Here is a 22,787-nt window from a genome sequence, read left to right as displayed (position 1 = left end):
AGGTTTTTAATGAAACTACGTTCTGTTGTTGCTGTATTGCTTTGTGCATCTTTGGCGTTTTTAAGCGCTTGCGGCGCCGAGGCTCCGTCATCCGAAGGATCGGCTGATACGGGTAAGCTGACGGTTTTAGCGTCTATGTTCCCGGCCTACGATTTTGCCCGGCAGATTGCGGGCGACCGGGCTGAGGTGGACTTGCTCATGCCCCCGGGAGCGGACGCCCATTCCTTTGAACCGGGGCCTGGGGACATGAAGGCCATTCAAGAAGCGGACCTGCTTTTATATATGAATCCGGTGATGGACCACTGGATTTCTGAACTGCCGGACCGCATTGATGCAGATGAGGCCAACTTTGTAGACGTCAGCAAAAAAGTGCCCAAGCTGGCCATGCCAAAGGCCGATACCCTGGAAGCCCTCTTGGCCAACCAGCCTGCGCCTGAGGCTACCCCTGTTGATGAAAAAACGGCTGCCGAAGCAATTAAAGCTCATGAACACGACCACGACCACGATGAGGACGCCCACGAAGACGAGCACCACGATGGGGATGCCCATGAGCACGAAAATGCCGATGCGGACAGTCATGATCACGAGATGGATGAGGCGCACGAAGAACATGAAGAGCATGAAGGCCATGAAGGTCATGAAGGCCACCATCATGAAAACGACCCTTACGACCCGCACACTTGGACCGGCATCCGCAACGACATCATCATTGCAGAGACCATTCGCGATGCCCTGATTGAAAAAGATCCGGACGGCAAAGACCTCTACACTAAAAACTGCAAGGCCCTGACCGATAAGCTAAGCGCTTTGGACAAGGAATATGCTGCCCTTGGCGAAAAAGCCGCCAACCGGCCCCTTATTGTGGCGGATGAATTCCCCTTCCTCTACTTGGCCCACGATTACAAGCTTACCTTTGTCCCGGTCTTGTCCTCTTATGGCGAACATGGGGAGGCTTCTGCCCGCCGCCTGGCGCAAATTTCCGACTTGATGCGAGACAAAAAAATTCCCGTGCTCTATTATACGGAACAAACGGAGCCGAAGCTGGGCAGTCAATTGGCCAAGGATACCGGTGCGGAAACCCTAATGCTGAATGCCGGCCACACGGTCAGCGCCGAAGATATGAAAAAGGGTCTCAGCTATACGGATATTCTGGAGAGCAATTTGACCGCTTTGAAAAAAGGGTTGGCTGTAGCCGACTAAGCAGGGTTTGGCCGCCAATCCGGCGGGCTTGACTTGACCTAAAGCGAGATGAACAGAAAGGACGTGCCATGGCTTCCATACAGTGTCGATCTCTATCGCTGGCATACGGACCGGTGCCGGTGGTGCAAAAGGTATCGTTCGACCTGCCGGACGGGGGATATCTGGTGGTGGTTGGTGAAAACGGGTCCGGTAAGAGCACCCTTTTTAAGGCGATGGCCGGTCTGCTGACGCCGGCATCCGGCAGCGTGCGCTTTTCACCGGAAAATGTGCGGCCGGGTTACCTGGCCCAGTTGGACGATATTGCGGCGAATTTTCCCGCTTCTGTGAAAGAGGTGGTCCTGAGCGGCACCCTTTGCCGGACCCGGTCCCTTTTTCACAGCCGGCAAGCCCGGGCGCAGGCCCGGGCAGCCTTGGACCGAATGGACATGCTGCCCTTTGCGGACCGGTCCTTTCAGGCCCTGTCCGGCGGCCAACGCCGGCGCGTTCTTTTGGCCCGGGCCTTGGTGGCCGCCCAGGGGCTCTTGCTCCTGGACGAGCCCACGGCAGGCTTGGACCGGGCCACCGCAGCAGACCTCTACGCCCTGCTGCGGTCCTTGAACCGGGAAGAGGGGATGACCGTGGTGACCATTTCCCACGATATGGTGGCCGGCCTGGATGACGCCAGCCACATTTTGGCCATGCGGCATGGCCGGGTGGCCTTTTTCGGGACACAGGCGGACTACTTTGCCCAGGAAAAGAGGGGGGGATGACCGTGTCGGCGCTCTTGGATTACGATTTTATGCGGCGGGCCCTGGTGGTCGGCCTCTTGATTGCCCTTTGCTGTGCGGTCTTGGGCGTGCCCCTGGTCTTACGCCGCTTTGCCATGATTGGCGACGGCTTGTCGCACACGGCCTTTGCGGCCATGTCCCTGGCCCTGGCGGTGGGCTGGGCGCCGCTCAGCTTTGCCCTGCCGGTGGTCACCCTGGCATCGGTGGCCCTGCTCTACCTGTCGGACCGGGGCCACTTAAAGGGGGACGGGGCCATTGCCATGATTGCCACGTCAGCCATGGCCCTGGGGGTGACGGTGGCCAGTTTATCCCGGGGCATTACGGCGGACATTTACGCCTATATGTTCGGGTCTATTTTGGCCATCAGCCCCTCTGAACTGGCCCTGTCTGTTGGCTTGTCGGTGCTGGTGCTGACGGTTTATGCCCTGGCTTTTGACCGTATTTTTGCGGTCAGCTTTGATGAAGCCTTTGCCCGGGCCGTCGGTTTAAAAACAGGCCGCTACCGGCTCTTGCTGGCGGTGTTGACGGCAGTGACGGTCGTCCTGGGCCTGCGCCTGGTCGGTGCCCTGCTGATTGGCGGGCTGATTATCTTTCCCTCAGCAGGGGCCATGCACTTGTCCCACACCTACCGGGGCGTGGTCCTGTCTGCAGCCGCCCTGGCGGTGGTGGCCATGCTGGCCGGCCTGGTCATCTCCTTTTATGCCGACCTGCCCACCGGCGCCACAGTGGTCCTGATGGACCTGGTCCTGTACATCATCTGCGCCCTGTTCGGCCTTTGGCGCCGGCGGCTAAAAGCCTAACAAAAACAGTCTCGCCGGGCTTCTCCATAGGCTGGAGCAAAATCCTTCTCAATAAATGAAAACAGCCACACAAAAAGGTGCTGTGCCGAATGCGCTTAGGCATTCTGACACAGCACCTTTGTTATGGCGTTTTAAATGGGCCCTGATCAAACACAATGCAATTCCTTTTTCAGCGCCTCTTGCAGCAGCTGGGAGCAATTTATATTTCTATTTCTTGCCATCTCATTTAGATAGCTTGGTAGAGAGACGGTTCGCTGAACGGTCTTATGGTCCATGCTCCGAACATAGGCATCAATATCAAGGCCAATCAAGGTCACAAAGGTTCCTGCTTTTACAGTGGCTTCCAAGGCTTCAGGCTTAATATCCTTTAAGGCTGAGGCCTTCGGGTAGCCCTCACCGGCAATATAGGCCTCATAGAGCCAGGTTCCCAAGGCATCTTCGGCCATTTCAAAGGCTTCCGCCTCACCATCTCCCTGAGTGACAATGCCGTCTAAATCCGGGAACTCAACAATATAGCCACCCTCTTCGGCGGCATAAAAGATAGCCGGATAAACTAAGAACATCTGCCCAACCCCCTTTCTTGTAAAAAAGGCAAGGAGGGGACTATTTCAGCCTCGCTTGTTTCAGAATAGCTTGTTCAAGCCCCTTCTTTAAGTCCTTGCTGTGAACGGGCACCAGGGTGCTCCGTCAGGATGGCGTAGCTTCTGATGGCTCCCCTTTCCACCGGGAACAATCCGAAAGCCGTTCTTTTCCGGAGGCTTCATCATCTCCTTAGCGCTCATCGGCATAAGACGCCCTCCTTCCAGCAATATTATACATAATATTAGGTATCCAATCGAGAGGAAAGTGCCCCTTCATCGCCGGCTTATGCCGTAAAACCGTCAGGAGCAAGCCACACAAAAAGGTGCTGTGCCGAATGCTTAGGCATTCTGACACAGCACCTTTGTTATTGCGTTTTAAATAGGCTTAAAAGTCGTCGTCCTGACCGCCTTCAACACATTCTGCATCCGGGTTGTCCAGGAATTCTTGGAAGAGACCATGGACCACGTTGTTACGGGTAATCAGCCCTACCGGGTGACCCGCTTTATCAAGAACGGGCAGGTGACGCAATTGCCGTTTGTTGATAATCCGTGACGCATCACGCATGGTATCTTCCGGCGATACCGTGTATACATGGGTGGTGTAGCAGGTGTAAATCGGGTCATTGACCACCGTTTTCAGGTAATAGGGGAAACAGTCCACTTGATACCAGCTGCGGATGTGGTTCAGCTGCTTATTTTTCTTGCGCACATTGTAAACCACATTGTCAATGATATCCCCGTCAGATAAAATACCTGTCAATTTACCATCTTCATCAACGATGAAAATCGAGCCGATTTTTTCGCGGACAAATATCTCAATGGCATCTCCGATATTTGCCGTATTAATCAAGGTTCTAGGATTTTCAATCATTACATCTTTAACCAATACCGCCATAATAAGACCTCCCCTTCCCTATGCAGTATGTGCTAAATATAAATGACTCCAGACCGACAGCCCTTGCAGGGTCTATTTTTTGTAATTATAGAAGCCTTCGCCTGTCTTAATCCCGAGTTTTTTACCGCGAACCATCTTACGCAGGAGCGTATGCGGACGATATTTCGGGTCGCCGGTTTCGTTGTAGAGCACTTCCATAACGGCCAGGACAATGTCCAAACCGACCAAGTCCCCTAGGGCAAGAGGCCCCATCGGATGGTTGGCGCCAAGTTTCATGGCTGTGTCAATGCCTTCAACGGAAGCGAGACCGTCTGCATAAATGCCGATGGCTTCGTTGATCATCGGAATCAGGATGCGGTTAACCACAAAGCCCGGTCCTTCTTCGACTTCAACCGGTGTTTTACCGATTTTTTCGGAGATTTCGATGATTTTCTTAGCGGTTTCATCAGGGGTGTTAATCCCTTTGATGACTTCGATCAATTTCATGACCGGAGCCGGGTTGAAGAAGTGCATGCCGATGACGCTGCGTTCAATATCCGCACCGATTTCAGTGATGGACAATGAAGAGGTGTTGGTTGCAAAAATAGCATCCGGTTTGCAGATTTCTTCTAAGGCTTTGAAGGTTTCTTTTTTAATCTGCATGTTTTCAATGGCTGCTTCAATGATCAGGTCGCAGTCTTTGCAGTCATCACGCAGGCCGGTGGTGATTCTGTTTAAAATGGTTTCCGCTGCGGATTTTTCCATTTTACCCTTGTCAACCCGTTTCATTAAATTCTTTTCAATTTTAGCTTTACCGCCATTGGCAAAGTCCATATTGATGTCTGTTAAAACCACTTCAAAACCGTCTGTCTGTGCAAACGCATGTGCAATCCCGGACCCCATGGTACCGGCACCGATAACCCCAACTTTCATATTTGTCCTTCCTTTCTGACGCCTGCGCGCCACTTAAAATTGCAAGCCGTTTTGGAACGGTTTGTATGCAAACTTATTTGTTGGTGAAGTTCTTTTCTTTACGTTTTTCTAAGAAAGCGCCCATGCCTTCTGCTTGGTCGGCGGTTTCAAAGCAGGCGCCGAACAAGTCTACTTCAATGTCCACGCCACCGTCAATGTCGGTTTGCAGGCCGCGGTTGATGGCTTCTTTTGCGTGGCGAACGGCGATCGGGGCGTTGCCGGCGATCCGGCCGGCCATTTTTTCAGCTGCCGGCATTAAGTCGGCCAAGGGATAAACTGCGCTGACCAGGCCGAGAGCCAAGGCTTCATCGGCCTTAATGTTTTTGCCGACCAGGATCAGTTCTTTTGCTTTGGACAGGGAACCGATGACCCGGGCCAACCGCTGGGTACCACCGAAGCCCGGGGTAATCCCCAAACCGACTTCCGGTTGACCGAACATGGCGTTGTCGGAGCAAAGACGGATGTCGCAGCTCATGGCCAATTCATTCCCGCCGCCAAGGGCAAAGCCGTTAATGGCTGCGATGACGGGAATCGGTAATTTTTCAATTTTACGGAAGATGTCGTTCCCTTTGCGGGCGTATTCAGCGCCTTGGGCCTTGGTCATTTCTTTCATTTCAGAAATGTCAGCCCCGGCGACAAAGGCTTTTTCACCGCCGCCGGTGATGATCAGGCACCAGACTTCATCGGTGTTGATGGTGTCAATGGTGGCGTTCAGTTCGTCTAAAACGGCTGACCCTAAAGCATTTAAAGCCTTGGGGCGGTCAATGGTCAAGGTGGCCACGCGGCCCTTTACATCATATTTAATGAATTCCATCTTGTATTTTTGCCTCCTTAAAAGGTTGGTCCACGCCGCCGGGCGGCGGGTCTTTTATTTGCGTTCGATAACAGCAGCTGCACCCATGCCGCCGCCGATGCAAAGCGTTGCCAAACCACGTTTAGCGTCACGACGTTGCATTTCATAAAGCAGGGTTACCAGGATACGTGCCCCGCTGCAGCCGACCGGGTGGCCTAAGGCGATGGCGCCGCCGTTAACGTTTAATTTATCGTTGTCAAAGCCCAGGTCTTTACCGACGGCAACAGCCTGTGCGGCAAAGGCTTCGTTGGCTTCATAGAGGTCAAAGTCTTCAATTTTCAAGCCGGTTCTGGCCAGAACATTGCGGGTTGCTGCCACAGGGCCAATCCCCATGATGGCCGGATCCACGCCGCCCAGAGCCCCGTCAACCCAATAAGCCATCGGGGTAACGCCGAGTTCTTTGGCTTTTTCTTCGCTCATGACGACAACCGTAGCGGCCCCGTCGTTGATGCCGGAAGCGTTGGCAGCGGTAACCACGCCGCCTTCTTTGAAGGCCGGTTTTAATCTGGAAATGCCTTCAGCGGTAACGCCTTCACGCGGACCTTCGTCTGTATCGAAAACGATGGTTTCTTTTTTCTTTTTGATTTCGATGGGAACGATTTCTTCTTTGAATTTACCATCAGCAATGGCCTTGCAAGCTTTTTGTTGGCTCCAAGCAGCAAATTCATCAAGTTCTTCGCGGGTTAAGCCGTATTTTTCGGCAACGTTTTCTGCGGTAACGCCCATGTGGTATTGGTTGAAGGCGTCGGTCAAGCCATCAGAAATCATGGTGTCCAGCAATTGGCCGTGGCCCATCCGGTAGCCGTAACGGCCTTGTTTGACGAGATAGGGGGCAGCGCTCATGTTTTCGGCCCCACCGGCGATGATGACGTCAGCTGCGCCGGCTTGAATCATGAAAGCAGCGGTGTTGACGGCGTTCAAACCGGAACCGCAGAGAATGTTCAGTGTCATGGCCGGAACTTCAACCGGAAGCCCTGCGTTAACGGAGGCTTGACGGGCCATGTTTTGACCTAAACCGGCCTGGAGCACGCAGCCCAAAAGAACCTGGTCGACATCCGTCGGTTTAATGCCGGCACGTTTAATGGATTCTTTGATGACATGCGTAGCAAGATCCGTTGCAGGCGTATTGGCCAAGGTCCCGCCCATTTTCCCTACTGCAGTCCGGCATGCACCAGCTAAAACGATTTTTTTTGACATAATTTGTCCTCCTTATTCGTTAAGCATTCTGACAATAAACGATAAAGCAACAAGTTGCATTTTTGATAGGTCCATTATAACAGATTGTGCCGTTCCTCACAAGCCTGCTTATTCAATCTATTACCATTATTAAGTTATATTATAGGCTTTTTTAGAACAACTTTATCATTTTAAGCAAGTATATCACAAATGCGGGGCAAGGGGTTATCTGAATTGGATAAATTATGATTTTTCTAAAGATTTTTTCTTTGTTTGCATGGAAAAAAGCCTTTTTGCGACTTGCTCAGGTCGACGCGTCACCCTGCGCGGGAGATATCGGATCACCATCCTTTCTGCACCGACGAAGCCACTGCCACCCCTCCTTTCAAGAGCAAAATAAACTTATCAAATAAGCCGCCCCTAAGGACGGCCTATGGACAGCATCGGTTGGATGAGGGCGCGAAAGGCCGGCCCGGAAAAGTGACGGCGACTGTTTCAGTGCTTGCTGCCATCCACCCGGTCCCCCCTCCCCTGTCATGAGAACTTATTTCATTTACAGTATAGGGGATAGGGCGGCCAGCTGCACCGAATCAGGGTAAAATTTCAGTAAAAGCTTGATGGGCCTTGGCCTTATTTTGCCGCAAGACAAAAACCGCCCCTTATGCAGCCAGGCCAAGGGCGGCATAAGGGGCGGTGCGAATATTCATGGTGGCTCTTGGGCCGGTTCAACTTAAAAGCAGGCTAATGATGTCTTCGATGCTGATCCGGTAGAAGACCCGGTCCATCCGGGCAGCGGTCAAGGCCCGGCGAAGAGCGGAGGCTTCCAGGGGCAAGCCGGCTAAAACGGCCGGCAGGCGGGCGGCCTCTTCCGTGGCAAAAATATCCCCGCCAAGGGTGCAGGCGGTGATCCGCCCGGCCTCTAAATCCAGGGCCAGGGTCAGGCGGCCGCCGGCGAAGCGGCGGCTTTTGACGATTGCGCTGGCCGGATCACGGCCATAGATAATCTCCGGGTTGGCAAAATAACCTGTCGCCAGCTGGTCAATGGCGGCTTCATCGCCGGGCGCTAGTGTCAAGGGGGCCGCATGGCCGCATAGGGCCTGCCGCAGGTGGGCGGCCAAGGCCGGGGCATCCATGCCCGGCGGCAGGTAGGCCGACAGGTTGACCACCCGGTCCCGCACGCTGGCGATGGCCTTGGAGGCCAATTTGTCGTAGTCAACGGTGGTGGCGGCGGTCATCATATCAATATCCGCCGAAACCAAAATAGACCCGTGGTGTACCGTAGTGCCGTGAATTTTATACTGAGCGTTGCCGCTGATTTTTCGACCGTCAAGGGTCAGGTCATTCCGCCCTTTAAAGCTGGCCGCAAGGCCCAGGTCTGCCAAGGCGGCGCAAACCGGCTCCAGAAAGCCCTCAAAGGCAATCTGCCCGCTGTCGTGGGGCACAATATAACTGAACTGCAGGGTGCCGGGATCGGTGTAGATGGTCCCGCCGCCGGAGGGACGGCGGACCACCTGAAGGCCCTGCTCGTCTGCATACCGGCGATTGATTTCCTGCGCCGTATTTTGATACTTACCGACCATGAGCGTGGGCACGGTCCGCCAGAGCATGACCACCGGCTCCGAGAGGGGCACGGCCGTGGCATAATGGTATTCAACAGCAAAATGGCGGTAAGGGTCCAGCCCCGGGCTGTGTAGGTAGCGCATCATCGGTTCCGGACCGCTTGGTAGGCAGCCAAGGCCCGGTAGGAAGACCGGACCAGGGGACCGGCAACAACATAAGGAAAGCCCATGGCCAAGGCCGCTTGCTCCCATTGGGCAAAGGTTTCCGGCGGCAGGTAGGCCTGGACCGGGTAATGGTCCGGGCCGGGCTGTAAATATTGGCTGATGGTGACGATGTCACAACCGGCGGCCCGCAAGTCTGCCAAGAGGGCCCGGACCTCCTCGTCCCTTTCGCCAAGGCCCAGCATAAAGCCGCTCTTGGTCAGCCCTTCCGGCAGGCCGGCCTTGCTGCGGCGCAGGACCGTCAAGGACCGCTCATAGTCGGCCCCCGGGCGCAGGTCCGGATACAGGCGGCGCACCATCTCTACATTGTGGTTGAGGACATCGGGCTTGGCCGCCAAGACGGTCTGCAAGGCCTTGTCCGAACCGCCCAGATCACTGATGAGTACTTCCACGCTGATTTGCGGCCGCGCCCGGCGGATGGCGGTCACGGCCCGGGCCATGTGCCCGGCCCCACCGTCCGGCAGGTCATCCCGGGTGACCTGGGTCAGGACCACATGGTCCAGCTCCATCTCATTCACCGCTTCCGCCAGGCGGTCCGCTTCCTGCGGATCCGGCGCCGTCGGCCGGCCGCTGGCCACTTGACAAAAACGGCAGTTGCGGGTGCAGACGTCGCCCAGCAGAATGAAGGTGGCTGTCCCGCTCTCGTAACATTCCCCCCGGTTGGGGCAATGGGCCTCCCGGCAAACGGTGTGCAGGCCCTTGGCCTGTAAACCGCTTGCCAGGCGGTCAACGGCTTCCGGCCGATACCGCACCCGCAGCCAGGGTGGTTTAGCGGTCATCATAGCGAACCTCCGCCACATCGGCGCCGCAGGGCACCGGCTCGCCGGCTTCCGCCAGCTGACGCAGCAGGGTACCGGCGTGGTCCGCTTCAATCTGGGCCACCACCTTATCCGTTTCCACCTCATAAAGGGCTTCACCGGCAGAAAAATGGGCGCCTTCATCAACCAGCCAGGCGCATAAAAGTGCTTCTGTCATATCGTCGCTTAATTGCGGCATTTGTAAAGTTGTCATAATCCCCCTCCTAAAACAAGGCCTGAATCAGCCTTTAAAAAAGCATCCCGGCCAGGCCTTCCAAGTCGGGAAAGGCCGCCAGGGCAGCGGTCAAATCGCTGCGCTTGATCCGCACCCCGCGCAGGGCGGCGGCCGCCTCCGGATAGGCCGGGTCAAAAGCAAGGCTTTCAATCCGCCCCCGCTTGGCCCGGTAGCTGACGGTCAAGGGTGCCCCCCGGTAAGAAAGGGTCCGCCGGTAAGTAAAGGGCGGCCCCTGGGCAAGGGTCCATTCCCAAGACCGGTACTTGTCCGCCGCCAGCCCATTGACCTCCGTTTTTTCCTCAGCGGTCAGGGTCTGCCGGTCAAGGGGCCCACAGACCCTGGCCATTTCCCGCACAAAGGCCTGCATAAAGGCCCGGGTATCGCCAAAAGGCGCGGCCATCCGCCAGGCAATATTGGTCACCGGCACCGGCCTGGACGGGACAGCTCGGGTGGTGAAGAAGCCCCGCTGTCCATTGGCCAGGCGGTGGAGTTGCTTTAAATCCGCATCGTAGAGCAAGGTGCCGTGGTGCCATACCCGATCTCCGGCAATTTTTTGCGCATTCCCGCTGATTTTATGGGCCCCGATCATCACTTCGCTGACGCCGGCCGGCCGGGCGTCAATGCCCAAGCCTTGCAGCGCCCGGCAAACCGGTCGCAAAAATCGCCCGTAGTCAATGTGCTTGCCCTTGGCATCGGCCATAAAGGCAAAGTTCACATTGCCCGGGTCGTGGTAAACGGCACCGCCGCCGGTGGCCCGGCGCAGGACAGGAATATTGTCCCGGGCGGCCAGGGCCAAATCGGTTTCTGCCGGCAGGCATTGACCGGCGCCACAAATAACGGATGCCCGGTTGCGCCAGACCAGAAAGTTAACCCCTTCCCGGTAGGTCCTAAAGATGTATTCTTCATAGGCCTGGTTAAAATACGGGTCCAATGAATCGTTTTCAAAAAAGCGCATCCTCACCCCTCCTGTGCCCTTTATTATACCCCATCAAAGGGGGGCTGCACAAGCAAAAGCGAACATATTTTCGCAACTTAAAAAGCACCGACGCCTGCCGGTGCTATCCCTTATCTTAGACTTCCAGGGAGAAATTATCAATTAAACGCGCTTTACCGAAGCGGACTGCCAAGGCGATGAGCACCGGGCCTTCCAGCCGGTCGATCGGCACAATGGTATCCCGGTGGACCGCTTGGATGTAGTCGATCTCCGCCAGGGGCTCGGCACTGATCCGGGTCCGCAAAAAGTCAAGAATTGTTGCCGTGTCCCGTTCCCCGGCGAGAATCTTTTCTCGGGCTTCTTCCAAGGCCTGGTGGAGGATGGGCGCTTTGGCCCGTTCCGCTTCAGTCAGGTAGACGTTGCGGGAGCTTTTTGCCAAGCCGTCCGCTTCCCGCACGATGGGGCAGCCGATGATTTGAACCGGAATGGCCAGGTCCTGGACCAGCCGGCGAATGACCGCCAATTGCTGGGCGTCTTTTTCGCCAAAATAGGCCCGGTCGGCACCGGTCAGCAGGAAGAGTTTGGTGCAGACCGTGGCCACGCCCCGAAAATGAACCGGGCGAGACCGGCCGCAAAGCTCTGCGCTGACCCCTTCAACGGTCACATAGGTGCTGTAGCCGGAGGGGTACATGACCTCCGGTGTCGGTGCGAAAACGGCAGCGGCACCCTGTTCGGCGGCCAAGGCCACATCCCGCGGCAAGTCTTGGGGATAGGCGTCCAGGTCTTCTCCGGCGCCGAACTGGGTGGGGTTGACAAAAACGCTGACCAGGGTCCGGTCATTGTCTGCCGCAGCCCGTTTGATCAGGCTCAGATGGCCTTCATGCAAGTAGCCCATGGTGGGCACCAGGCCGACGCTGCACCGGGCCCGGCGCCAATCTTGGATCAGGGCGCGCAGGTCTTCAAGGGTGCGCACCACAGGAATAGGAAATTGATTCATACTTCGTCACCTTTCTGGAATTCTTTGACCGCCGCTTCCACCACTGAGGCATCCATGGTGAAAATTTCCGACTCGTTTGGGAAGGTCCGGTCTTTGACCGCCGTGGCATAGTCTTGGAAGGCCTGGGTCATGGCCTCGCCAAGCTGGGCAAACTGGCGGACAAATTTGGGGACAAAGTCGGAATACATGCCCAGCATGTCCTGGTATACGAGCACCTGGCCGTCACAGTCTGCCCCGGCGCCTATGCCGATAGTGGGAATGGTCAAGAGGTCCGTAATGGCTTTGGCCAAGGGCGCCGGCACACACTCGATGACCACGCTAAAGGCGCCGGCCGCCTCCACCGCCCGGGCGTCGGCCAGGAGGGCTGCGGCGGCTTCGGCATCCTTACCCTGAACCTTAAACCCGCCCAGGGCATTGATGGACTGGGGCGTCAGCCCGATGTGGGCCTGGACCGGAATACCGGCCTCTACGATGGCGCGGATTTGCGCCGCCACCCGGCGGCCGCCTTCCAGCTTCACCGCATCGGCGCCGCCTTCTTTCATCAGGCGGCCGGCATTCACCACCGCGTCGTAAACACCGGTTTCGTAGCTCATGAAGGGCATGTCGCAGACCACCAGGCAGTCCGGTGCGCCGCGGGTCACTGCCCGACAATGATGAATCATATCGTCCAAAGTTACCGGCAGGGTATTCGGGTAGCCCAGGATGGTGTTGCCCAGGCTGTCCCCCACCAAAATACTGTCAATGCCGGCCTTGTTGATTAATTTTGCTGTGGAATAATCGTAACAAGTGAGCATCGTCAGAGGGGTTTTCTTGCGTTTCGCTTCTGCGAACGTTTGAACCGTTGTCGGCATGATTGCTCCTCAACTCCTTTTCCATGTCTGCCCTATCCCGCTCAGGGTGACCTTCTGCCACCAGCGGTAATAGGGCCAGTGATAAACTGCGATAGACGGCATCCCCCAGGGGATCGTCGGCCAGCGCCTGCAAGTGGGCCCTAACGGTCGATAAGTCGTTTCGTTCCATTGGGCCGGTTAAGGCGTCGGTCGGGCCGCGGTCGATGATGGCCCGGGCATTGGTCAAAAAAAGCGGGGCCAGGGCCTGCCGGGCCAGCGGTTCGGAAAAGCCGCAGGCCGTCAATTGCCGGGCCGCTTCTCCATAAAGGCCGCAAACCAGGTTGCTGGCCATGACACAGGCCGCATGATAGCGGACCTTGTCGGCCGCCGTCACCGGCACCACCGCATTACCGCAGGGGGCCAGGAGGGCGGTCAGCCGCTGCCGGGCGGCGGCATCGCCTTCCACGGAAAAGACCGCTGACGCCAGGGGGGCCAGGTCCATTTCCGGGTCTGAAAAAGCGAAAATCGGGTGCAGGCTGGCCGCCTGCCAGACCGCATGAGCCGGTTTCAGCACCGCATGGGTCAAGCTCCCGCTCAAATGGGCCAGGACGTGGTCTGCCGTCAAATGCGGTGCCAGGGCGGCAGCGGTTGCGCCGATTTGCCCGTCCGGTGTGGCAATAAGAACCATATTGCAGCGCGCCGCCAGGTGGGCAAAATCGTCGAAGCAGGCGCTGTCTGTCAGCTCAGCCGCCCTTGCCGCATGGGCAGGCGTCCGGCTCATATAGCCGGCCACCTCTAGACCGCAAGCGGTTAAATAGCGGCCCAATACGGTCCCGGCCTTGCCGGCACCGATGATTCCGATGGCCATCCTCTCACCTCCGTCAGTGCCATGATACAGCAGGCCGAGGGGAGGTGCAAGGGATTCCCGGTCATTTAGCGAAAATGCAGCCCCGGATCACCGTCCCAGTTGCCCTAAAGGGAGATCCGGCTCGCAGCCCTGCCCAAGGCGCAAAAAAAAGCGCCTCTTCATCCGCCATCGAATGAAGAGGCGTCGGCCATGCTAGGCCCCTGCCTAAAATTGTTCCACTTCCACAATCTTGCCCATTCCCCGCAGGGCCTTGACCAATTTTTCAACGACCACGTCCCGCAGGTCCAGGGAAACAACCTGCCCTTCTTTCATGGCCGGATTTTCCGCACAGCCCTGCAGAACCGTAATCCGGTCGGCGTCTAAGAGGTACTGCAGCATTAAGCTGGCCCCGTCCTCTGCCGCCGGCAATTCATGGGTTTCCAGAAGCCGCCGGACTTCCGAAAGGGTGATGACCCCTTCGGTGGTCAGGTCTACCCCGGCAATGCGTGAAATGGGCGGGATGGTATCGCTCACATAGGTGAAATCGCTGTGCAGGTCTCGTCCCGCCTCACGGCAAAAGATCTGCGCCGTGGTGCCGCCGGCAATGATGTGGATCCCGTCGGCGCTCAAGAAGCGGCGCACCATCCGGGCATCGTCAGAGGGGGAGGCCGGCGGGCCGGTCATTAAGACCGCCCGGCTTTCTTCTTTCAACCGCATGACCACGCAGGTGGTATCGTCCCCCGGCTCCCCCTGATAATAGCTTTTACAAATATTCACCACCCGGTTGGCAATGGTCTGGACGCTGTCCTCTAAGTCCACATACCGCTCCAGGGTATCAATCAGCCCCTCGGCGCCGAGTCCCAGGGGAAAGAGGTCTCCCAACCCGGCCTGGGTCACCCCGTCTGAAACGATGATGAGGGTTTCGCCGGCATTCATCCGGAAGCTGGCTTCATTGATGGTGCGACCACCCATATCGGTGGGGCTGGTGGCGACAAGCTCCAGGCCGTCATCGTTGATCCGCACCATGGGGCAGCCGTCAAAATCAACCAGGTAGACGATGCCGTTGGTGTACAAGCGTAAAATGGAAAAAGTGGAATAGGCAATCCCCCGCGTCTTACAGGTGGGCAGGGTGGCCACCAGGGTATTGACCACATCTTCTACGGGAATGTCCTGGAAAATCATCTGAGAGGCAATCTTGGCCGTCAGGTTGGCCAAAATATTCGCCTTGACCCCACTGCCCAGGCCGTCTGAAAGCACCACCACCGTATCATCGCTGCTGCGGATGATGTCCACCACATCGCCGCAAAGTTCTTCACCGTTTTTATTGATTTGGGCGATGCCCACTTCACCGATTAAGCCCACCTCAACTCAACTCCTTTTCCCGCTCAAATTCACGGACGAGCTTCAGCAGGGTAATTTTTGTTTGTGAGGTGGTTTCGCCCAGCAGGCTGGCGATTTCCTGGGCCACCCGCATTTGATCGTTGATGACTTCATTGGCCTTCTCAAGCAACTGCCCCTTGACCGCTTCCAGTTCCTGCCGCTGGGCCACTTGGCCTGTCACGTTGGCGAAAAGGGCCAGGTAATGCCCCGGCGCCCCTTCCATGGGCTGGATGGTCTCCCGTGTCCACAGGTGAATGTCTTCATAATGGTGGAGCTGGTCGCGCAGGACCTGGCCTGTTTCAATGACGCGACGGAAGGCGTCCGTTGCCATATGGTCGCTGAGCAGGTCCCCTTCCTTTAACTTGTAGCTGTTAAAAATTTTCAGCAGCCTGGGGTTGGTCTGCAAAATTTTCAGGGACTCGTCAAAAACGAGAATGCCGCTGTCGCTGCTGTTGACAATGGCATTGGCAAAACTTTCCGCCTTGGCCTTCATATAGCTCAGGCACATTTGCCGGTCTGCTTCACCGCGGACCACCGCAGCGCTTTTTTCATAGCAAGAATCGTAGCCACAGGCGCCGCAGTTTAAAATCTTGGCCCCTTCCTGGTCAAAGAAGCGCTGCATCTCTTCCGCTACATCCGACGGATCTGCCTTGGGCGGGTAGTAGGTCCGGTCAAGGTAGGTCACCTGTCCCACAGGGCCGGTATAGGGCCGGATCGGCCAGGTTTCCCGGGCATGATAATACCGCTCCAGGCAGAGGCAGCGGTCCATGATGCTGCCTTTCTGGCGCATGTGCAGGCCGCTCACACAGCCGGACTGGCAGCTCATCAGCTCTAAAAACTGCACATCCGGCAGGTTGTTCGGGTCCAAGCCGTCTAAAATATTAAGACAGCTTTTCAGCCCGGAAAACCACTCGGTATGCCCCGGCCGTAAAACGCCGGCCTTTAAAAGCTCGGTGGCCATATTGCCCACAACGGTAAAGGCATAGCCGCCTCGGTAGGGGGCCGGAGGGCCATCCGGGACCTCTGTCCGCACCTGGGGCGTATACCTCAGCAACTGAGACAGGTCTTGAAAGGTGATGATGTAGTCCACCGCCGCTAGGGTCTCCCGGTTGTAAAATTCTCCCGGGCAGGCGGTGACATAGACCACTTCACAGCCGGGGTTTTCAGCCCGCAGGACTTCTGCGTGCATTTTTGCCAGCGATGGAAAGGGCAGCAGGTTGGGCAAGAGATGGGCATAGTGCTGCTCAATCAAGTTCACCACCGTCGGGCAGTGGGAAGAAATCCACAACTTTTGCTCCGACCCGCGGATGGTTTCAGCAATGGCCCTCAGCGCATGAGGCTCAAGGGTATCGCTCGCTTCTGCCTTTTCAAAGCCAATTTGGTAGGCCTTTTGAATCACAGCCTCCGGTTCGGAGCATTCAAAGTAGGTCACCATCATGCCCCCTAAGGAGAGCACCAGGCGTTTGCCCGCCGCTAAGGCCTCCACCACGCGCGGCATATCTGTAATAATCTGTTTGGTCCGCTGTGGGCACTCGGTGACACATTCGCCGCACAGGACACACTTGTTTTGAATAATGCGCGCACGGCCGGTTGAAAAATCAATGGCATCCATGGCACATTTGCGCAAACACCGGTAACAGTCTAAACAATTTGCATTTTCTTTGGTGACAATTGGAAAATCCCGCACCTCTATCCCCCCTGCTGGGTCAATCGTTCAATAATCATGGCAACATCTGCCGGCCCTACTTCATAGAGCTTCTCGCCGTCCGGCAGTTCTACAACGACACCCCGGTCGCATTCGTCTGCGCAAAAGCGGCCGGCCAGTTCGACCCTATCGGTCAGCTGGGCGTCCTTCAGGGCCTGCTTCAGGGTCCGAACCACCGCCGGGGCCCCCTTAACGTGGCAGGCGCTGCCCATACAAACCCGTAAAACCTCTTTCATGGTATCCCTCCGTTCCCCTATTGCTTTTAACCATCTTATGCAGTTTTCTGAATACTGTCAACCACGAAAGAAATAGGCGGGCAAGCCGCTGGGCAGCCTGTCCGCCGGAAACATTTTAATATTTATCTTGGGCCTGGTAGGCGGTGTGCAAGAGGGCATGGGCCAGCTCGCTTGCCGGCTCACCGAGGAAGTCACGGTACAAGGCCAATACAGACGGGTTCTCATGGGACTTGCGCAAGGGCATGTTCCGGTCAATCTCATAGATGGCCTTTTGCCGCGCCAAGATCACATTCTGATCGCCATGGTGGTAGGGCTGTCCGGCGCCGCCGATGCAGCCGCCCGGACAGGCCATCACTTCAATGGCGTGGATGCCGCGCGGATTGCCTGCCCGGATTTCATCCAGCAAGCCGCGCGCATTGCCCAAGCCGTGCGCCACCGCAATCTTAAGCGGCAAGCCGTCCACATCAATCTCTGCAATCCGAACCCCTTCAAAACCGCGCAGGGCGGTAAAGTCCACAGAGGGACAGGTCTTGCCGGTGTGGAGTTCATAGGCCGTCCGCACCGCCGCTTCAATGACCCCGCCGGTGGACCCGAAAATAACCCCGGCACCGGTGGATTCACCCAGCGGATTGTCAAAACCGTCATCCGGCAAATCCGCCAAGTTGATGTCTTTCCGCTGAATAAGCCGGGCCAATTCCCGCGTGGATAAAACAAGGTCCACGTCCGGATTGCCGTCAACGGAAAATTCTGCCCGCCCGGCCTCCATTTTTTTCGCCAGGCAGGGCATGACCGATACCAGCACCAAATCTTCCCGGCGCACCCCGATTTTTTCTGCAAAATAGGTCTTGGCGATGGCGCCGAACATTTGCTGGGGGCTCTTGGCCGATGAAGGCACCTGGAGCAGGTCCGGGTACTGGCTTTCAAAGAAATTGACCCAGGCCGGGCAGCAGCTGGTTAAAATGGGCAGGGCCTCTTTTTCACCGGCCAGGTAGCGGTTGAGCCGGGCCAAGAGCTCGGTCCCCTCTTCCATAATGGTCAAGTCTGCCGCAAAATCCGTATCGAATACATAGTCAAAGCCCACTTCCCGCAGCGCCGTCACCAGCTTACCGGTGGCCACTGACCCGGGCGCCATCCCGAAGGCTTCACCAATGGCCACCCGTACAGAGGGCGCCGTTTGCACGATCACCGTCTTGTCCGGGTCATTTAAGGCGGCGATCACATCCCAGGTGGCGTCTTTTTCGGTAATGGCCCCGGTCGGACAAACGGCGGCACATTGGCCACAATGGGTGCAGACCGTCTCCATGCTCGGTGCCCCGAAGGCCGTATTGACCACCGCGTTAAACCCGCGCCCGCTCATGGAAAGGGCGCCCACCTGCTGGACCTCGTTGCACATGGTTTCACACCGCCGGCAACGCACGCACTTGTTCATATCCCGGACCAGGGACCGGGTTTCATCTTTGTCAAAAAGGGACTGGCTCTTCCCGGTAATGTTCACGTTATCAATACCGAACCGAATGGCCAGGGCCTGCAATTCACAATCCCCTGACTTGGCGCAGCTCAGACAGGTTCGCGGGTGGTCGGAAATCAACAGTTCCACAATGGTTTTCCGCGTTGTCAAAACCCGGTCTGAGTTGGTGACCACCTTCATCCCTTCGCTGACCAGGGTCACACAGGCCGGCTGTAAATTTTTCTTTCCTTCAACTTCCACCACGCACACCCGACAGGTCGCCTTAGAGCTGTGCATCCGGGTGTTGTGCAAGTCCATATGGCACAAGGTGGGAATATCGATGCCCAGCGTTTTGGCCGCATCCAGAATGGTCGTCCCCTTGGGCACGGTCACCGCCCGGCCGTTGATGGTTAAATTCACCTCTTGCATCCTCATCACTCCTTTTGCCTTTATTGAATGGAAATAGCGCCGAAATTACATTTTTCAATACAAGTCCCGCAGCGGATACACTTATCCTGCCGGATGGTAAAGGGACTCCGCAATTCCCCTTCAATGGCCTCTGCCGGGCAGTTCTTGGCACAGACCGAGCAGCCGACGCAGCGCTTTTCATTGATCACATACCGGGTCATCTTCCGGCAAACCCCGGCCGGACACCGCTTATCCTCCACATGGGCCAGGTATTCGTCCCAGAAATTTTCCATCGTTGAGAGCACCGGGTTGGGCGCACTCTGCCCCAGGGCACAAAGGGCAGCGTCTTTCATCACTTGCCCGATCCGCTTAATTTCATCAATATGCGCCATGGTGCCGCGGCCGTCGGTGATCAGCTTGAGCAGCTCGGAAATCCGCCGCGTGCCGATCCGGCAAGGGGTACACTTGCCACAGCTTTCCCCTTCGGAAAAGCCCAGGTAGTACTTGGCGATGGACACCATGCAGTCGTCCTCGTCCATAATGATCATCCCGCCGGACCCCATCATGGAACCGATAGCAACCAGGTTGTCGTAATCAATGGGCATGTCCAGGTATTTTTCCGCAATGCAGCCGCCGGAGGGTCCGCCGGTTTGCACCGCCTTAAACCGTTTGTCGTCTTTAATGCCGCCACCAATATCGTAAATGATTTGCCGCAGGGTCAAGCCCATGGGAATCTCCACCAGGCCAACGTTGTTGATTTTACCGGCCAGGGCAAAGACCTTCGTCCCCGGTGACCCTTCGGTCCCGATGCTGCGAAACCATTCGGCCCCCTTGTTGATGATGGCCGGAATATTCGCCAGGGTTTCCACATTGTTCACATTGGTCGGCTTGCCCTGGTAGCCGGCTTCTGCCGGATAGGGCGGTCTGACCGTCGGTTCACCCCGGCGGCCTTCCATGGAATGCAGGAGGGCTGTTTCTTCACCGCAAACAAAGGCCCCGGCACCCAGGGTCAGCTTAATATTAAAGTTAAAATTCGTGCCTAAAATGCCGTCACCCAGCAGGCCCAGGTCCTCCGCTTGACGAATGGCGTGCTCCAGACTCCTCACCGCCAGGGGATATTCGGCCCGGATATAGATCCGGCCTTCATCGGCACCGATGGCATAGCCACAGAGGGCCATGGCTTCCAGAACCGAGTGAGGGTCGCCCTCTAAAATGGACCGGTCCATAAAGGCCCCCGGGTCCCCTTCATCGGCATTGCAGACCACGTATTTTTTCTCACCCGGCACGCCGGCGGCAATTTGCCACTTCATCCCTGTCGGGAAGCCGGCGCCACCGCGGCCGCGCAAACCGGAAGCCTTAATTTCCGCCACCACATCTGTTGGCGTCATGGTCTCCAGCGCCTTGGCCAGCGCCGCATAAGCACCATGGGCCAAGGCATCGTTAATATCAGACGGGTCGATGACCCCGCAATTGCGCAAGGCAATCCGCACCTGCTCCGCTTTCGGCTTGACTGCTTCCGTCATCAAAACCCCTCCTTTACGTTCTCATGACAGATGGGGACCTGGACCTCACTTAGAAGCTGGCCGCCCTTAATGTGCTTGCGCACAATGTCAAAGGCCAACGCCTCATCCACCGGGCCGTAAAGCACCGGCGGTTCGCCGGGCATACACACCTCTACCGTCGGTTCTGCAAAACAATAACCGATACAACCGGTTTTTTTCAGCTGGACCTCCGGCAAGTCTTCAGCAGCCAAGGCCTTCTCCAAGGCCTCATAGGTCTCCTGAGCCCCGGTCGCAATGGCACAAGTGGCCATGGCCACCCGCAATTCGGGCCGGTCCTCACCACAATTGTAGGCCGCCTGCTGGTCGCTGCGGTAGGCCCGCAAGGCCTCAAACGAGCTGAGCTTCTGTGTCATGCACCTCATCCCCCTCCAGAATATAGAAGCTGTCCAGAATTTCCACTGCCTTTTCCGGCGTCATGTGCCCGTAAACCTGGCCGTCAATGGACATGACCGGCGCCAAGCTGCAGGCCCCCAGACAATGCACCTGCTCCAGCATAAACATCCCGTCCTCGGTAATGTCACCCAGGGCAACGCCCAGCCGTTTTTCAATGGCTTCCAGCACTTTTTCAGCGCCTTTAACGAAACAGGCCGTCCCCATGCAAACGGAAACCGTATGCCGGCCCCCCGGCGTCATGCGAAACAGCGAATAAAAGGTCACCACGCCGTAGATTTTAGACGCGGGAATCCCTGTTTTCTGCGCAATATGTACCTGAAGCGCCTTCGGCAGGCAGCCGAACATCTCCTGCGCCTTATGCAAGAGCCCAATCAACTGGTCCTCCGGGTCCGTCAATCCATCAATATACCGGTCCAGCGCCGCCAATTTATCGGCCTGTAATCCAAAATCCTCCATAAAACACCCCTCCGTATCTCCCCATGGCCCCAGCAGCCCTCTCTGTTCTGCCACAGCCAGCAGCTGTTATAGATTAAACCCATCATACCACATTTTCATTGTTTTAAATTAACGGAATATTTGTAAATCAATTGATTTTACTTATGCCAGCCTTTTGCAAATCCTGCACTTTCAGGGAAGCATTCCTCCCCAACAGCTCGCTTCCGCCCAACCCATTCGTGGCAGCATAAAAAAATAAGCCGTTTAACGACCGGCTCAGGTCATATCAACTAATCCGCCACACAAAAACCACCGAGATTACACCCGATGGTTTCTTGGTAGGCATATAACGCCTTAATTTCGCTTTCGACAGGTGACAAACTAAGATTACATTATATTAAGCATTTTATATGAACAAATCGAAAAGCATCCACCATTTGACAAACGGTCCGGCAGCACTATCCGCTTTTGTTAACCTGTTCAGCCAAGGCATCCAATTTGGCGATTCGCTTATCGATATTGATTCGGTCAATATCTTTGTCATAATTTGCCATATCGTATGCCTTAAACACATCCGGCGCATCAAAAAATTCTTCATGGGTCACGCCGTCATCTGACAATGCCTTTAAGATTTTCCAATGTCCCGCCTCTTTTACCACAAGCAAACGATAAGTCGTAACGCCCTCGCTGGATTCGGTTTTTTCGAGCGTTTCCAGCTCAACCTCAATGCTGTCCCCTTGAATGCGGTAGCGACTGTTCTCAAGGGTGAACTGCGCCGCCTGGTCCGACCGGTAAGGGTCATGCGCCTTAAGCGTTCGGCGAATATCCAGCAGCTTACGAAGCCCGTCGGCGTCTTTTGCCAAATACGGCGACGGATCTGCCTCGCCTGCCTCTTGTGAAAAGACCTTACGCACAAAATCCATGGCCAGGGCTTCAATGGCCGCCCGGTCACCGGCTGCCAGCTTTTCCCCATCCCCCTTTAACGCCTCTTGCCTGGAAATAATGTTCCCAACCATCATCCCGGTCAGGACAAGAACGACCACCACGACCACAGCAATAAAGCCTTTTGTTTTTGTCATCATCGGTCACCCCGCTTTCAGCCCGCCTTATTTGCTGTACAGCCGATAAGAGCAAGGCAATATACACTAAAATGCTTTTATCAAAAATTACCACATATTTTTTTACAAATCAAGGCTTTTTTGCGCAACAAAAAAAGCACATGAGCGATTGCTCATGTGCTTAATAAACTAAACAGACCAAACAAGTGTAACAATTTGTTGTAACGGTTTCTACCGTTACGGGTTTTCCTTAGAAAGGAGGTGATCCAGCCGCACCTTCCGATACGGCTACCTTGTTACGACTTCACCCCAATCATCGATCCCACCGTGGGCGGCTTCCTCCTTAAAGGTCAGATCACCGACTTCGGGTGTTACCAACTTTCGTGGTGTGACGGGCGGTGTGTACAAGGCCCGGGAACGTATTCACCGCAGTATGCTGACCTGCGATTACTAGCGATTCCGACTTCATGCAGGCGAGTTGCAGCCTGCAATCCGAACTGGGATCGGCTTTGTGAGATT

At 56.1% G+C, this 22,787-nt stretch carries 22 protein-coding genes, 1 rRNA gene and 1 pseudogene; 3 read left to right on the top strand and 21 right to left on the bottom strand.

Features of this window, described 5'->3' with window-relative positions; all coding sequences use genetic code 11:
- Positions 1-9: 9 nt before the first annotated feature.
- The 3 genes from BLQ16_RS08700 (at position 10) to BLQ16_RS08690 (ending at position 2,767) form a co-directional block, all read left to right on the top strand.
- The gene (locus BLQ16_RS08700) at positions 10-1,200 is read left to right on the top strand and encodes a metal ABC transporter substrate-binding protein (protein WP_091792343.1); all 1,191 of its coding nucleotides are present in this window, start codon (positions 10-12) and stop codon (positions 1,198-1,200) included.
- Between the two features lie 68 nt (positions 1,201-1,268).
- Complete coding sequence (locus BLQ16_RS08695) at positions 1,269-1,949, top strand: metal ABC transporter ATP-binding protein (protein WP_091792342.1); 681 nt, start codon at positions 1,269-1,271, stop codon at positions 1,947-1,949.
- Complete coding sequence (locus BLQ16_RS08690; RefSeq protein WP_091792341.1) at positions 1,946-2,767, top strand: metal ABC transporter permease; 822 nt, start codon at positions 1,946-1,948, stop codon at positions 2,765-2,767. The genes BLQ16_RS08695 and BLQ16_RS08690 overlap by 4 nt, the downstream gene beginning before the upstream one ends.
- Before the next feature lie 146 nt (positions 2,768-2,913).
- On the opposite strand, the gene BLQ16_RS08685 is transcribed toward BLQ16_RS08690, so the two are convergent.
- The 21 genes and pseudogenes from BLQ16_RS08685 to BLQ16_RS08585 form a co-directional block, all read right to left on the bottom strand.
- Positions 2,914-3,330, bottom strand: a complete 417-nt coding sequence (locus BLQ16_RS08685) for a type II toxin-antitoxin system HicB family antitoxin (RefSeq protein ID WP_091792340.1) — start codon at positions 3,328-3,330, stop codon at positions 2,914-2,916.
- A 40-nt stretch (positions 3,331-3,370) separates the two neighbouring features.
- A complete protein-coding gene (locus tag BLQ16_RS09950; protein ID WP_423230824.1) occupies positions 3,371-3,442 on the bottom strand; it encodes a hypothetical protein in 72 nt (23 codons plus the stop codon).
- Positions 3,443-3,733: 291 nt separating this feature from the next.
- The gene (locus BLQ16_RS08675) at positions 3,734-4,243 is read right to left on the bottom strand and encodes a CBS domain-containing protein (protein ID WP_091792339.1); all 510 of its coding nucleotides are present in this window, start codon (positions 4,241-4,243) and stop codon (positions 3,734-3,736) included.
- A gap of 72 nt (positions 4,244-4,315) precedes the next feature.
- Entirely contained in the window at positions 4,316-5,155 is an 840-nt protein-coding gene (locus BLQ16_RS08670; protein WP_091792338.1) for a 3-hydroxyacyl-CoA dehydrogenase NAD-binding domain-containing protein, read from the bottom strand.
- A 73-nt stretch (positions 5,156-5,228) separates the two neighbouring features.
- Positions 5,229-6,008: an enoyl-CoA hydratase-related protein gene (locus tag BLQ16_RS08665; RefSeq protein WP_091792337.1), complete on the bottom strand. Its 780-nt coding sequence runs from the start codon at positions 6,006-6,008 to the stop codon at positions 5,229-5,231.
- Between the two features lie 54 nt (positions 6,009-6,062).
- Positions 6,063-7,244 (bottom strand): acetyl-CoA C-acetyltransferase, encoded by a 1,182-nt coding sequence (locus tag BLQ16_RS08660; RefSeq protein WP_091792336.1) that lies wholly within the window; start codon positions 7,242-7,244, stop codon positions 6,063-6,065.
- Between the two features lie 704 nt (positions 7,245-7,948).
- Entirely contained in the window at positions 7,949-8,929 is a 981-nt protein-coding gene (gene lplA / locus BLQ16_RS08655; protein WP_159428062.1) for a lipoate--protein ligase, read from the bottom strand.
- Positions 8,926-9,786 (bottom strand): lipoyl synthase, encoded by an 861-nt coding sequence (gene lipA, locus BLQ16_RS08650; RefSeq protein WP_200781909.1) that lies wholly within the window; start codon positions 9,784-9,786, stop codon positions 8,926-8,928. Before lipA ends, lplA begins: the two co-directional genes overlap by 4 nt.
- On the bottom strand, positions 9,773-10,015 hold the full coding sequence (locus BLQ16_RS08645) for a lipoyl domain-containing protein (protein WP_091792334.1): 243 nt from the start codon (positions 10,013-10,015) through the stop codon (positions 9,773-9,775). Before BLQ16_RS08645 ends, lipA begins: the two co-directional genes overlap by 14 nt.
- 34 nt (positions 10,016-10,049) lie before the next feature.
- Entirely contained in the window at positions 10,050-10,991 is a 942-nt protein-coding gene (locus BLQ16_RS08640; protein WP_091792333.1) for a lipoate--protein ligase family protein, read from the bottom strand.
- 115 nt (positions 10,992-11,106) lie between these two features.
- Positions 11,107-11,967 (bottom strand): pantoate--beta-alanine ligase, encoded by an 861-nt coding sequence (panC, locus tag BLQ16_RS08635; RefSeq protein WP_479724474.1) that lies wholly within the window; start codon positions 11,965-11,967, stop codon positions 11,107-11,109.
- Positions 11,964-12,818 (bottom strand): 3-methyl-2-oxobutanoate hydroxymethyltransferase, encoded by an 855-nt coding sequence (gene panB, locus BLQ16_RS08630; RefSeq protein WP_091792332.1) that lies wholly within the window; start codon positions 12,816-12,818, stop codon positions 11,964-11,966. The genes panC and panB overlap by 4 nt, the downstream gene beginning before the upstream one ends.
- Positions 12,706-13,665, bottom strand: a complete 960-nt coding sequence (locus BLQ16_RS08625) for a Rossmann-like and DUF2520 domain-containing protein (protein WP_091792331.1) — start codon at positions 13,663-13,665, stop codon at positions 12,706-12,708. Before BLQ16_RS08625 ends, panB begins: the two co-directional genes overlap by 113 nt.
- A 204-nt stretch (positions 13,666-13,869) precedes the next feature.
- Positions 13,870-15,006: a SpoIIE family protein phosphatase gene (locus tag BLQ16_RS08620; RefSeq protein WP_091792330.1), complete on the bottom strand. Its 1,137-nt coding sequence runs from the start codon at positions 15,004-15,006 to the stop codon at positions 13,870-13,872.
- Between the two features lies 1 nt (position 15,007).
- A complete protein-coding gene (locus BLQ16_RS08615; protein WP_091792329.1) occupies positions 15,008-16,711 on the bottom strand; it encodes a [Fe-Fe] hydrogenase large subunit C-terminal domain-containing protein in 1,704 nt (567 codons plus the stop codon).
- 2 nt (positions 16,712-16,713) lie between these two features.
- The gene (locus BLQ16_RS08610; RefSeq protein ID WP_091792328.1) at positions 16,714-16,965 is read right to left on the bottom strand and encodes a (2Fe-2S) ferredoxin domain-containing protein; all 252 of its coding nucleotides are present in this window, start codon (positions 16,963-16,965) and stop codon (positions 16,714-16,716) included.
- A gap of 115 nt (positions 16,966-17,080) precedes the next feature.
- Entirely contained in the window at positions 17,081-18,841 is a 1,761-nt protein-coding gene (locus BLQ16_RS08605; RefSeq protein WP_091792327.1) for an NADH-dependent [FeFe] hydrogenase, group A6, read from the bottom strand.
- Positions 18,842-18,861: 20 nt separating this feature from the next.
- Positions 18,862-20,735: pseudogene (locus BLQ16_RS08600) on the bottom strand (NADH-ubiquinone oxidoreductase-F iron-sulfur binding region domain-containing protein).
- Positions 20,710-21,231 carry an NADH-quinone oxidoreductase subunit NuoE family protein gene (locus tag BLQ16_RS08595; protein ID WP_091792326.1) on the bottom strand — a complete coding sequence of 174 codons (522 nt, stop codon included), beginning with the start codon at positions 21,229-21,231 and terminating at the stop codon, positions 20,710-20,712. The pseudogene BLQ16_RS08600 and the gene BLQ16_RS08595 overlap by 26 nt, the downstream one beginning before the upstream one ends.
- Positions 21,232-21,668: 437 nt before the next feature.
- Complete coding sequence (locus BLQ16_RS08590) at positions 21,669-22,292, bottom strand: hypothetical protein (RefSeq protein WP_091792325.1); 624 nt, start codon at positions 22,290-22,292, stop codon at positions 21,669-21,671.
- A 230-nt stretch (positions 22,293-22,522) separates the two neighbouring features.
- Positions 22,523-22,787, bottom strand: a 16S ribosomal RNA gene (locus tag BLQ16_RS08585); the annotation flags it as partial.

Source organism: Peptococcus niger, assembly GCF_900101835.1.
GTDB lineage: Bacteria > Bacillota > Peptococcia > Peptococcales > Peptococcaceae > Peptococcus > Peptococcus niger.
Note: the sequence above shows the minus strand (reverse complement) of the source record. Positions and strands in the feature narration are given on the sequence as shown.